We start from the raw sequence: 13,287 nt of genomic DNA, 5'->3' as shown, positions 1-13,287 counted from the left end.
TATATCAGTCTTATTTTTTCTTATCCACTTATATTATTTGTTAATATTTTATAGTTAAAGGTTATTGCAAAAAGACTACATCAAAATTGACTTAACTTTGATGTAGTCGATTTTTATTATGCAATTTTTACTTCTTCACTTAGTTCATCGTCTTTAATTTTGGAATATTTTCTAACTTCGTTAAATAAAACTACTCCAGTTGCAACTGCTGCTATAATATCAGCAATAGGCTGTGCAAACCAAGCACCATTTACTCCAAAGAATCTAGGCAATATTGTAATTAAAGGTATTAAGATTATTACTTGTCTTAATAAACTTAACAGCATAGACATCTTTGCTTTTCCTGTTGATTGGATATAATAAGTTCCAACTATTGATATACCTATAACTGGCATTGCAAGCGTATATTTTCTTAGTCCATTTATTGTTAATCCCATTAATTCAGGGGCTTTATTAAATACTCCTACTAACATTTCTGGTGCAAATTGAGTTAATAAAAATCCCATTACAAATACAAACGTAGCAGCAATTAAACTTATTTTTAATGTTTTTCTAGCTCTATCATATCTCTTAGCTCCATAGTTATATCCAACTATAGGTTGCATAGCTTGTACAAATCCGAAAGCTGGCATTACGAATATCATGCTTATTGAGTTTACAGTTGCCATAGCTCCTATCGCTAAATCCCCACCATATGTTTTTAATGAGAAATTATATATAAGTTGAACTACACTAGTTGCTAATTGCATTGCAAAAGGAGATACTCCAATTATTAAAATTCCAGCAACACTAGCTTTATATAATTTTAAATTTTCTTTTTTAAACCTTACATTAGATTTACCACCTAAGTAATAAATCATTCCTAATACTGTTGAAATTGCTTGCGCTATTACAGTTGCAATTGCAGCTCCTTGTATTCCCATATTAAATACAAATATAAATACCGCATCTAATATTATATTAGTAATACATCCTACTGACATAATAATAGCTGAAAGCTTAGGGTTACCATCACCTCTTACTATGTTACCAAATATACTTGAAAACATATTGAATATTGTACCTGCTAAAATTACAATCATATAATCTCTTGCATATACAATAGTATTTTCACTTGCACCAAATATAGTTAATATATTATTTAAAAACAACAATCCAAATAATGTGATTATAATACTAAGTATTATCGTTAATGTGAAAGAATTTCCTATAATTTTTTCTGCATCATCTCTTTTTCCTTCACCTAACTTTATTGAAACCTTAGTAGTTGCCCCTACTCCTATAAGGGTACCAAAAGCAACTAGTATAGTCATTATTGGTAATGTAACACCTAGCCCTGTTATAGCCATTGGTCCAACCCCTGGTATATTTCCTATAAACATTCTATCAACAACATTATAAAGAGCATTTACCATCATACCAATAATAGCTGGTATTGAATACTTTATTAATAATTTCCCTATAGATTCTGTCCCTAATACATCATTTTCCTTAGACATACTTCTCCTCCTCTTTTGTTTATCTATATCTTTGCATACTTTTTCAAGAAAGTTCTTAGCTTTATTCTTGTTGCCCCTTTATCAACTTTCAAATTTTTTACAATTATCTTTTTTTGCATAACTATACTAATATATCATCATAATATTGAGTGTGCAACTAAACTGTTTTTTACTATTAACTTAATTTAATCACTTCTTTATCACAGTCATTCTGTCTATTTAATTTAGCCTTTTTTATAGCTCTGCTTAAATAACTTGTTACACCATAAGGTATAAACAGATATACACTAAAAACTAAAAAAGTATATCCCCACTTAGTATTATTATATAATGTATGAAGTAAAGGAACTGGAATAGTAGATGGCTTTTTTAGAAACATCAAATTACTTTTAAAAACATTATTTAATATAATTGCTATAGTTGAAAAAGCTAAGAAAAATATAGAATACATTCTATACCCTTTTATATCTAATTTTATTTCTTTTTTCCAAAGATATAATATTCCCATATAAACCATTAAAGTATGAAATAACATACTATACATGCATAAGTAATGCCACATAGGATACATTGTCAATGACGTAGAAGGTATTAATAAATATGTCCCACTTGCTACTATAGCTACTCCTGCAATAAAAACTTCTCCCATCTTTTTGTACTTTCCTTTTCCATATCCACTTAGCCATAATGCATATATAAATAAAGAACAATATGACATAGGAAACCACGCATTTATCCAAGTATATCCATGGTAAAAATTAAAATAAATTTTAATCGCTTCTAATATTGTGATAAATACCGATAATACTTTTGTTAGATTTTTAATTTGTGATTTAGTTATTTTCCTTGAATTTAATAGTAAAATGCTTAATATAAGCATAGCTATTAGTAGTAATACTATATGCCCATATGTAAACATTCCACAAGGATTATATACCTTTCTTGGTGCCCAAAATTGATTCAACAAATACATTTAATACCTCCCCACTTTAGTGATTACTAATTCTAAATTCCCTATTATTACAATTATTTCATAGTGAAACTTAATATAAGCAAACTAATCTTTAAATTGTTTCTTTTGTTTAATTTTAGATAAATTTTAAACTTATCATATTAATATAATAGTTTTAATACTATAATTTATTTTCAATAAAATAGACCTTCGCATAACACGAGGCCTACATTAAACCATATTATATAATTTATGAGGTATACATTTCCTATAATCTATTATAATTTTTATAAATATAATATTTACAAAAATTTAATATAAACTAACTAGTTTTACCTTCAATATAAACTTTGGCATTATTCGAATTAATTCTAGTTTTAAACCAATTTTCAATATTTCCAATATTTTTACTAAAATCTTCAACATCGCTATATATTATAAGTATTTCTATATTATTTTCTTCGTCATTTTCACCATATATATATCCTAAATATAATTTATTAATTTCTGGATATATAGATTTAAGTTCATTAAATATAGCATTTCTATTAATCTTCTCTTTATTATTAGTGTCCGTATTATTGGACGTAATATACCTTTGATTATTTTTTATACTATCTATATACTGTTCTAGATTTGACATATTAATGCCTTCTTGCTTAAGTATAAGCTTTTTATTTTTTAATCCATAATCAACCATTTTTTCATTTAAAAAATTCAACTCAGTACTATTTATACTATCTCCAACTGTAACTAATGTAATAATATTATTTTTATAATCTATATTTTTACTTAATACATATTGATTTTTTAGCTCATTACTTATAAAATCATTCAAATCTTTTTCATCTATAGTTTTTGTAATCATCCAAATTGCAGAAACCATGCTAGGTATCATCACTATAATAGATGATATAAGTATAAATCTTCTTACTTTACTTTCTTTTTCATAATCTATATTACTCTTAGTAGTAAGTTTTAATGCTTTTGTAACTACAAATGTTGATATAGCTATAAAAAATCCATTAATAAAAAATAAATATCCAGCACCTAAAAAAATATTCAATTGCTTTGTTGCTATACCATAACCAGCCGTACATAATGGTGGCATAAGAGCAGTTGCTATAGCAACTCCTGGTATAACATTACTTGGCTTATTCCGTGTCAAACCTATCATTCCAGCCACACCACCGACAAAAGCAATTATTACATCCCATATTGTAGGACTTGTTCTAGCTAAAATTTCACTACCTGCAGTAGTTATAGGAGTTATACTAAAATATACAGTAGATGTAACTACACTTATAATAATAGAAATAGATAGTACTCTAAATGCTGTTTTCAAAAGCTTAGTATTGTATGTACCAACGCCATATCCTATACCTATTATCGATCCCATCAATGGTGATATAAGCATAGCTCCTATTATCACTGCTACTGAATTCATATTTAAACCTATAGAAGCAATAATTATTGCACACATTAATATTATAAAGTTAGACCCATGTACATTCATCCCTTCTAATATAGTTGCATATATTTCTTCATTACTTGCTTGATTCCTAGTAAATTCATATCTAAACCTATCCATATTAAAATTCATACATACGTCTCCTTAATAATAAATTCAATCAATATTAATATTTACAATATGTAAGATTTATATAATCTTACTTCTAAAGATTATTAATTTATATAAATTCTCTATATATAATTCAAAACTAAAAAGATTCCCTAACAAAAATGTTAGAGAATCTTTTTTAAAGTAATTTTTTCTAAATTTAATTTATATATTTATTTTATTATTCTTTAGTATAGTATGCAATTCCTATACTTCCTGGCCCTACGTGAAGCCCAATAACTGGTCCAATAGATTGTATACTCACTTTTCTACATAATTTTTCTTCTAGAATCTTAGCTAGCTTAAGCCCTTCTTCTTCACAATTTATGTGATGAACGATAATGTCACCTAATCCTTTTGATTCTATATCATTTAAAACAGTAGTTACAATTTCTTCTATTGTTTTCTTTCTAGTTCTAACTTTCTTAAAAACAGAAGTTTCTCCATCAACTACTGTAAGTATGGGTTTTATTTGAAGTATATTACCAAATAGAGCAGCCGCTCCCCCTATTCTTCCACCTTTCTTTAAATACTCTAAAGTTTCTGGTGTAAATAAGAATCTACTATTATTAAATACATATTCTGCTATAGCTATTACTTCATCCATACTTTTTCCTTCATTAGAAGCTTTAGCTGCTTCTATAGCAGCAAATCCCATTTGCATGCAGTTAGTTTTTGAATCAAGTATCTGTATATTAGCATTAGGATATTCTTCTAATACCATCTCTTTTACCATATTTGCAGTAGAATATGTTCCACTCATTTTCGATGACAAAAATATACCAACTACAGAGTCTCCCTCTTCTACTATACCTTTAAAAATTTCTAACATTTCTTGTGGGATAGGTTGAGATGATTTTGGAATCTCTTTAGATTCATTCATTTCTTTATAAAAATATTTATTATCTATATCAACTTCTCTTCTACTATCTCCATTCATAACAACATTTAAAGAAACTATTTTTATATCATATTTTTTAATATACTCTTGAGGTATATATGATGTACTATCTGTTACTATCTTAATACCCATATAACTTACTCCTTTTCCTATATATTCTAGCTATATTATATCCTAAATAATTATTTTATTAAACCTAATCTGTTACTTATCAATCTAAATATTAAATATTTTTCTTTTAATACCAAATAGAACCATACAGAAAACTCTGTACGGTTCTATTTAGTAAATTCCATCTAATTCTTCAATATCATTAGTTGCATCTTCACTAACAATTACTTTGTCTAATCGTAGATAAATCTGCCTCTCATTTTAATCTATCTGTAATTTCTACAACATTTTTCTTAATATTTCCTAATGCTTATTTTTCTTTAGTTATCTTCTAATTTTTCTACTATGTCTGGAAGCCCTATAGTAAATCTACTGCCTTTATTAATCTCACTTTCAAGTCTAATATATCCACCATGAAGCTCTATTATATATTTAACAAGAGTAAGTCCAATTCCACTGCTACTTACTTTTGTAACTTTTGTACCTTCTACTTGTTCAAATCTTTTAAATATAAATTCTTGATCCTCTTTTGATATTCCTATTCCAGTATCTTCTATAGTTATCTCAATATTATTTTCAACCTCTTTAATATATACTCTAATCTCTCCGCCTTCTTGAGTAAATTTTACTGCATTTCCTAATAAATTAATTATGTATCTTTCTATTTCAGTTTCATCGCAAGAAATAATTTTTTCCTCAATTTCTGGATCAATTATAAGAGATATCCCTTTATCTTCTATAAATTTTCTCATGTTCAGTGCAGTCTCTTCAACTATATATACTATATCATAGTTTTTCTTATTAATTTTATACTTTCCGGTTTCTATCTTAGAACTATCTATAATATCATTTATAATTTCCAATAAATTATTGCAATTTTTCCCTATTATCTCCATGTATTGATTAAGTTTTTCATATGTTATACCCTTATTTACATTTATTGAATTTATCAATTGAACTGTTGAATTTATCACATTTATTGGTGTTCTTAGTTCATGAGATAAATTAATAAAATAATTATTTTTGAATTTTTCATTATCTATTATTTTCTGGCTTAATATTTTATTTTGTTCTAATTGTTTATTTAACTTAATAGTTTTTTGATTAACCAAATGACGTAGTATCTTAACATAATTAAATATATAAATGAACAATGCTATTACTATAGATATATATATCATATACGCTAACTGGGTTTTCCATATTGGATTTTTTACTCTTATTTTAATACTTGTTTCCTTTGTCTTTTCACCTTGTCCATCTCTAGCTCGTATTTTTAAAGTATAATTTCCTGATTCTAGATATTTAAAATCTAACTGATTTCGTGAATCAATATATATCCAATCTGAATCGAACCCTTCAAGCATATATTCATAAGTTATACTATTTATCCTTTCGTAGTTTGGTAAAAAATAACTAATGTATAAATTTTTGTAATTATGCTCTAAAATTAATTCATCTCCATCATATACAACTTTATTTTTACCAACATATATATCTCCAATTATAACTTCATTATTATATGTTTTATACTCTTTTAACTCACTTGGATTAAAATATGTAATTCCTTCTGTACTAGCAAACATTATATATCCACAGTCAAGTTTTAAACTTGACTTTAAATTGAATTGATATCCATGTAAACCATCCATTTTTATGAAATTTGTAAAAACTTCTTCTTCTATATCAAATTTATTTAATCCTTTATTAGTACTTATCCAAATATCACCATTATCATCAACTAAAATAGAGTTAATAAAGTTATTAGTTAATCCTTCAGCTGTAGTATACGAAGTAAATTCATTTGTTTTTAAATTAAATTTGCTTAATCCTATATTGGTGCCTATCCATAAGTTATCACTAGAGTCAAATACCATACAATTTATATAATCATTTATTAACGAATTCTCATTTAAAGTTTCTCTTACATATTTGTCCATAACACCATTTTTTTTATGGTATTTTATTAACCCAATATTAACTCCACCTAACCAAATAATATCTTCATCTTTATTATCTTGAAGTATATATTTTATGTTTCCTGGATTTATCCCAAACTCTTTTATATTTTCGCTATAATATATCTTTTCTCCAGAACTTATATTGTAAGAGTAAAAATCCGTTGTTGTTGCTATCCAGATATCCTCCCAATCACTATACATATAGCTCAATTCTGAATAATAATCATCTCCAATAAGTATTTCACTATAAGAATTTTCATCGGTATCAAAGTATATTAACTCTTTATTGGTAACAACAACAATATATTTATTATTAATTTCAAACATAGATCTTATATATCTATCCTTTAAATTAAAATTTTCTTCTTCATATAAAATATTTACTAGTTCGCTAGTCTTATAATCATAGATATATATACCATGAAATTTAGTACCTACCCATATATAATCATTGTGCCTTAACATAGCTACTGCATTGTTATCATATTTATTGACACTTTTAAATATAATATTTTCATTTAATATGTTAACTCCCTTATCCGTTCCAATCCATATTGTACCATTAAAATCTTCATAAATGCAGGTTATAATATTACTACTAATTGAATTTTTAGATATTTCATCTTTTTTTAATATATCAAATTTCTCGTTCTCACTTGAATATCTTATCACACCATTACTAGTAGATATCCATATGTTATTATTACTATCATTAAAAATATAGTTATTGTAGAATTTAACCTTCTTACCACCAAATTCATAAATGTTATTTATAGCATTTTTAGTGATATTGTATTCTTTAATACTATCACTATCAATTATATATATATAATCTCTTCTCTCTTCTTTTAGATTATAAATAAAAATACCTTCTTTTGTAGATAACCATAAATTACCATCTTTATCCATACTCATATTTGAAATAAATAATTTATCTTTACTACTATTACTTCTATTACTTTTTACTTTTAAATCTTTATCTATTATATTTAACCCTTGTTTAGTTCCAACCCATAAAATATTCTCCCCCTCTTCTAAACAAGTTATTGATGAATTTGTTAATGAGTTTAAATCATTTGGGTCATGATAAAAAGCTTGAATTGAGTTATTTCTAACATCTATTTTCATTAAGCCATTTTCCGTTCCTACCCACATAATATTTTCGTCATATTTACTCTTTATTAGTGATGTTATACTTAACTCCCCTAAGTTATACTTATCTTTTCTATCCTTCATTCTTACAATGACACCTGTATCAGCCATCAAAAAATCCAATCCATTATCAGTAGCTATCCATATATTCCCATAAATATCTTCTTCTATATCCATTATGTAAGTGGAGCTCAAAGTATTTTCATTCTTAGCATTACAGTTATATATTTTTATTATTTGCCCATCATATCTATTAAGCCCATCTTTTGTTCCTATCCACATATAACCTCTACTATCTTGAAATATTGAAGTTACATTTTCATTTGAAAGCCCTTCATCAATAGATATATTTTCAAATTTCGCCTCATTTAATATTGCTCTAACTGATTTTATAGGCATGAAAATATTTAATAAAATAAATATAATTAACATTTTTAATATCGCATACATTAGAACCTCTCACTGTTAAATCTACTTTAATTTAGATTAATATTTTAATTAATATATCAAATAAACTTATATGTTTTCTATTCATTAATTTTTCATATAAAATATTGTCATATTAATTGTTTTAATTCATTTATTTTACTTCATTTATTTTAATTTATTTTCAGTTTGTCACTAAATTACTCTTTTTGTATCTAAATTGTATTATTAAATAATTTAACTATAAGAAAATAAAAGGATACTGTTTAAAATCAGTATCCCTTAATATGTTATAATTAAATTTTATATTAAACCATTAGATATGTAGTAAATATATTATTTTCATGTTTTCTATTAATATATCCATTATATTTTTTAACAACTTTATCAATTTGAATTAGACCAATACCATTCATATTACTATGCTTCGTAGTTAAGAATCTACCATTTACTTCATTGACATATCCATTAGTATTATTACTTATCTTAACTACTAATCTATTCATTTCAGAAGCTATTTTTAAATCTATAAATTTATCTCCCTCAATAACATTACAAGCTTCTATAGAATTATCTAGCATATTTCCCATAATAATACATATATCTACATTAGAAATTTTTATTTCTGAATCTATTTTCAGATTTAAATTTACCTTTATATTTTTTTCTTCTGCCATTTTCATTTTACTCATTAATATAGAATTTATAGCTATATTATTTGAATACATATTTTTATCAAGCTTAGTAATATTACTAGTTATTTCATTTATATATGAAATAACTTCTTCCTTTGTACCTGCTTCTAATAATCCTAAAATCATACTTATATGATTTCTAGCATCATGCTTCCATCTTATCATTCTTGTATACATATTTATAATTTCTTCATCATGTATCTTACGATCCAATTCCATTTTTAGCAAAAACTTCTCCTCAGTTTCTTTTGAGAATGTATTTAAAACATATATTAATAATATTTGAATTATACATAAACTAAACACGATTATTATAATATTTATATTTATTCTATCTAATCTTTCAACTAAGTCTCTTTCCTTTATAAATATTAATATATGGTGAAAAACTAAAATAGTTCCTCCTACATATAAAGTTTTATTTTTTATATATTTTATAAAACCTATATTATTTGACAATATACTAATACATATAAATTGAATAAATCTATTAATAAATATTGCTATACTTTTCTTATAATTAGCGTAAAAAGCTATTTCAGCTATAGTTGTATTGAATATTTCTGCAACTGCTATTAATACTATAAAAGAAATTATTAACATAATAGTAATATAAACTGATGATAAAAAAAATTTTTCTGCCATTCTCCCTTTCCTAAATAGAATAGGGTATATTAATAGTAAAATATAATAACCAAAAATAAATAAAAATATTCCATTTCCGTGTATATTAAAAATTACGTTATTGGTGTAATTGGATGGTATTAATGTATAAATAATTATCATAATTATTGTACATACTTGACCATATCTTTTATTTTTAGGTGGCATAACCCTATTAAAAAAATACATCATAATAAGAACATTTATAAAGTCACCAATTACTTCCATTACAAACAAATCAATCATATAATTACCTCAAGCTTTATTGACATATATAATTTATAAAAGCGTCATTTACCTCTTTATACTTTCCTCTACTTATTGGTATTTTTAAACCACTTACTAGCAATACGTTATTTTTTATTATTGCCTTTATGTACTTTACATTTACTATGTACGATCTATGGCATCTTATAAAATATTCACTAGGTAATATCTTTTCTATTTCACTTATTTTCTTTCTTAATGTTATTTTCTCTGAATTTGTATGAATATCTATATAAGGTGAGAACATTATACAATAATTTATATCATTATAATCTAATTTAATAGTTTTTTAGTTGTCTCTAAAATAAGTATAGATTCTTTAAATTCATTAGTTATTCTATTTAGGGACTTGTCCAAACAGAAATATAAATCAGAACTTTCTATAGGCTTTATTAGATATTGTAATGCACCAACTCTATATCCGTGTAATGCATATTTAAAAAATCCTGTTACGAATACAATATCAACCTTATTATTTTTTTCTCTTATTATATTTGATAACTCGATTCCTGACATCTTACTTAATTTTATATCTAAAAATATTATGTCATATTTATCATAATCAGACCATTCAAACAAAAATAATTCTGCTGTTGTAAAGTTATCAATTGATATGTCAATATTTTTTTCTTTTGCCCATTTTTTAATTTTAATATTAAGAAAATCAATTTCTTTAGCTTTATCCTCACATACTGCTATCTTCATCTCTATGAGCATCCTCCCATGTTTTTAGATACTATAATAGTTATATATTTTGAATTTATTTGTCAATACTTTATCCTTATTCTAATAATTTATTCATTTTTGTAAATAACTAAATAATTGGCTTTTATTATAACTTACTTTTACATTCATTGTAAGTTTATTTTGTAATGGCTATATATAGTAATTATCTGAAGAAACATTAAAAAAATTGACTAATAGCTTACTTACCTTTTAGTAAGTAACTTACTGAAAAGTGCATTATTGTTAATATTCCACCTATTTGATATAGTAACTTTATCAAAATAGAAAGAATGATTTATATGGATAAAAATTTAAAAATATTATATTTTAGTCCTACTAGTGGAACTAAAAAAATTGTTAAAGCTATAGCTGAATCTATTGATTCAAACTATGAGGAATTTGATATAACATTACCACAAAACAGAACTAATAGCATAACTTTTTCCAGTAATGATTTAGTTATAATAGGTATGCCAACTTATGCTGGAAGATTTCCAAGATTACTACATAATTATATAGATACGATTACTGCTAACAATACACTAGGGGTGTTTATAACTACTTATGGTAACAGAGATTATGAAGATGCCTTATTAGAACAATATGATATTTTTACCTCAAAGGGATTTATAGGATTAGGTGCAGCTACCTTTATTACAGAACATTCATCAACAAGTAAATTAGCTACTGGAAGACCACATGCTGAAGATTTAAAAACTGCTTCCGATTTTGGATGTGAAATTATAAAAAGATTAAAAGAAATTAATTCATTATCAGATTTAAATTCTTTAACCCTACCTGGAAGCATACCATATGTAGAAAAGAATATTCCACCTATGCCATTTGCTCCTGAAACTAATGAAAAATGTGTTACTTGTGGTATATGTGCAAAGCACTGTCCAACTAGTGCTATAGACTTTTCAGACTGCAGAACTATTGATATTTCTAAATGTATAAAGTGCAATAGCTGTGTTAAGAGATGTCCATTAACTGCTAAAGTAATGAATTCAGAACCTTATAAAAATATGCAGAATATGCTTATTACTAATTTTGCTCACAATGAAAAAAGTCCTGAAATATTCTTAGCTTAAAATTTAATCCGTATAAAACTTTTAATGATACGGATTAATTTCTTATTACTTTGAAAATTTCAAGTTTTCATCAATAATAATATTATATTCTTCTGTAAATTTATCTTTATTTTTCATTCCCCAATCAAACATAGATTTCATTATTGGATATAAGCTTTGACCTAATTCTGTTAGCGAATATTCTACTTTTATTGGTACTTCTTCTGAGTAAACTTCTCTTTTTATAAATCTATTTCTTTCTAATTCTTTTAATTGTGATGTTAAAACTTTTGCACTTATATTACCAATTTCATTTTGAAGTTCACCAAACCTCTTTGTACCTTTTCTTAACTTACACAAGATTATAAATTTCCATTTATCACACAATAATGAAACTACTAATTCTATTGGATACTTTATTTCACGTTTCTTCATAAGTTTTTCATACTTCCTTATTAGCTTTATCCTTTAATTATATATTACTATATCTAAATCTCAAAACAATATAAATAACCCATTAAAATCAATTTAGATCTTAGTGGGTTTCACGGTAGAGACAAGCCATATTATATATCCATAATTTTTATTAATATTGGTTATACTTTTCATATAAGCTCTATTTTGAAGGTGTATTATGACCGAAATAGAAAAAGTATATATAGCAGGAATTATTGATGGTGAAAGTGCATAATGCTTCAAAAATTTCATTCAAATGAATATCCTTCTCCTTGTGTATCCATAGCTTCTACTACTTTAGAACTATTAAAGTGGATTAAATTAATCGTAGGAAAAGGCACTATTATAAATAAAAAGAATTATAACCCTGAGAAACATCAAAATTGCTATACTTATACTATTAAATATAATGCAGCATTAAATCTCATTTCAGATATTTATCCTTACTTAATCATTTCAGCCAAAAAGAAAAGAGCTGAATTATTATTGAATAAATACAAAGACCTTACCCCTAGAAATGGTAGATACTCTGATAAATTACTAAAAGCAAAATTTAATTTTTATAAAGAATTTCTCTCTATAGAATAGAAAAAGGGGCTGTCTCTGAAATGATTTTTAAAATCATTTCAGTAGACGGTCTTTTTATTTTTTATTCATATATTTATATGAAATTATTTCTAAATGAACAAGTTTTTTGACACGACAAATAGGAGGTTATAAGCCTCCTATTCTCTGTAAAAATATACCTTTACGCTATTTTCTTTTCATGCAATAATATACCATTTCT

At 25.2% G+C, this 13,287-nt stretch carries 10 protein-coding genes; 2 read left to right on the top strand and 8 right to left on the bottom strand.

The annotated features are described in order from the left end of the window. Positions 1 to 116 precede the first annotated feature (116 nt). From H8S10_RS09860 to H8S10_RS09825, 7 genes are all read right to left on the bottom strand, one after another. A complete protein-coding gene (locus H8S10_RS09860) occupies positions 117 to 1,499 on the bottom strand; it encodes an MATE family efflux transporter (protein WP_186838749.1) in 1,383 nt (460 codons plus the stop codon). A 175-nt stretch (positions 1,500 to 1,674) separates the two neighbouring features. Then, positions 1,675 to 2,472 carry a YwaF family protein gene (locus tag H8S10_RS09855; protein ID WP_186838748.1) on the bottom strand — a complete coding sequence of 266 codons (798 nt, stop codon included), beginning with the start codon at positions 2,470 to 2,472 and terminating at the stop codon, positions 1,675 to 1,677. Between the two features lie 301 nt (positions 2,473 to 2,773). Next, the gene (locus tag H8S10_RS09850; RefSeq protein WP_186838747.1) at positions 2,774 to 4,054 is read right to left on the bottom strand and encodes a DUF389 domain-containing protein; all 1,281 of its coding nucleotides are present in this window, start codon (positions 4,052 to 4,054) and stop codon (positions 2,774 to 2,776) included. Between the two features lie 199 nt (positions 4,055 to 4,253). After that, entirely contained in the window at positions 4,254 to 5,105 is an 852-nt protein-coding gene (locus H8S10_RS09845) for a DegV family protein (RefSeq protein ID WP_186838746.1), read from the bottom strand. Positions 5,106 to 5,404: 299 nt separating this feature from the next. After that, on the bottom strand, positions 5,405 to 8,647 hold the full coding sequence (locus tag H8S10_RS09840) for a sensor histidine kinase (protein ID WP_186838745.1): 3,243 nt from the start codon (positions 8,645 to 8,647) through the stop codon (positions 5,405 to 5,407). A 284-nt stretch (positions 8,648 to 8,931) separates the two neighbouring features. Continuing rightward, on the bottom strand, positions 8,932 to 10,227 hold the full coding sequence (locus H8S10_RS09835; RefSeq protein WP_186838744.1) for a sensor histidine kinase: 1,296 nt from the start codon (positions 10,225 to 10,227) through the stop codon (positions 8,932 to 8,934). Positions 10,228 to 10,521: 294 nt separating this feature from the next. Beyond that, positions 10,522 to 10,953 (bottom strand): response regulator, encoded by a 432-nt coding sequence (locus H8S10_RS09825; protein ID WP_186838742.1) that lies wholly within the window; start codon positions 10,951 to 10,953, stop codon positions 10,522 to 10,524. A gap of 320 nt (positions 10,954 to 11,273) precedes the next feature. Between H8S10_RS09825 and H8S10_RS09820 the strand changes: the two genes are divergently transcribed. Beyond that, the gene (locus tag H8S10_RS09820; RefSeq protein ID WP_186838741.1) at positions 11,274 to 12,065 is read left to right on the top strand and encodes an EFR1 family ferrodoxin; all 792 of its coding nucleotides are present in this window, start codon (positions 11,274 to 11,276) and stop codon (positions 12,063 to 12,065) included. A 45-nt stretch (positions 12,066 to 12,110) separates the two neighbouring features. Here the strand turns inward: H8S10_RS09820 and H8S10_RS09815 are convergent, their stop codons facing one another. Then, positions 12,111 to 12,479, bottom strand: coding sequence for a helix-turn-helix domain-containing protein (locus H8S10_RS09815; RefSeq protein WP_186838740.1), 369 nt, complete (start codon positions 12,477 to 12,479; stop codon positions 12,111 to 12,113). A 255-nt stretch (positions 12,480 to 12,734) separates the two neighbouring features. Here H8S10_RS09815 and H8S10_RS09810 point away from each other — a divergent pair, with 255 nt between their 5' ends. Beyond that, positions 12,735 to 13,088 (top strand): hypothetical protein, encoded by a 354-nt coding sequence (locus H8S10_RS09810; RefSeq protein ID WP_347707675.1) that lies wholly within the window; start codon positions 12,735 to 12,737, stop codon positions 13,086 to 13,088. Positions 13,089 to 13,287: the final 199 nt, after the last annotated feature.

Source organism: Clostridium sp. NSJ-49, from assembly GCF_014287725.1.
GTDB classification, from domain to species: domain Bacteria; phylum Bacillota; class Clostridia; order Clostridiales; family Clostridiaceae; genus Clostridium; species Clostridium disporicum_B.
This window is presented reverse-complemented; position numbering and strand designations above follow the sequence as displayed.

Bases quoted from the DNA above. Each gene is read 5' to 3' on its own strand.
- H8S10_RS09840 (WP_186838745.1), bottom strand. From the start codon at position 8,647: ATGTATGCGATATTAAAAATGTTAATTATATTTATTTTATTAAATATT.
- H8S10_RS09815 (WP_186838740.1), bottom strand. From the start codon at position 12,479: ATGAAGAAACGTGAAATAAAGTATCCAATAGAATTAGTAGTTTCATTA.
- H8S10_RS09845 (WP_186838746.1), bottom strand. From the start codon at position 5,105: ATGGGTATTAAGATAGTAACAGATAGTACATCATATATACCTCAAGAG.
- H8S10_RS09825 (WP_186838742.1), bottom strand. From the start codon at position 10,953: ATGAAGATAGCAGTATGTGAGGATAAAGCTAAAGAAATTGATTTTCTT.
- H8S10_RS09820 (WP_186838741.1), top strand. From the start codon at position 11,274: ATGGATAAAAATTTAAAAATATTATATTTTAGTCCTACTAGTGGAACT.
- H8S10_RS09850 (WP_186838747.1), bottom strand. From the start codon at position 4,054: ATGAATTTTAATATGGATAGGTTTAGATATGAATTTACTAGGAATCAA.
- H8S10_RS09810 (WP_347707675.1), top strand. From the start codon at position 12,735: ATGCTTCAAAAATTTCATTCAAATGAATATCCTTCTCCTTGTGTATCC.
- H8S10_RS09860 (WP_186838749.1), bottom strand. From the start codon at position 1,499: ATGTCTAAGGAAAATGATGTATTAGGGACAGAATCTATAGGGAAATTA.
- H8S10_RS09835 (WP_186838744.1), bottom strand. From the start codon at position 10,227: ATGATTGATTTGTTTGTAATGGAAGTAATTGGTGACTTTATAAATGTT.
- H8S10_RS09855 (WP_186838748.1), bottom strand. From the start codon at position 2,472: ATGTATTTGTTGAATCAATTTTGGGCACCAAGAAAGGTATATAATCCT.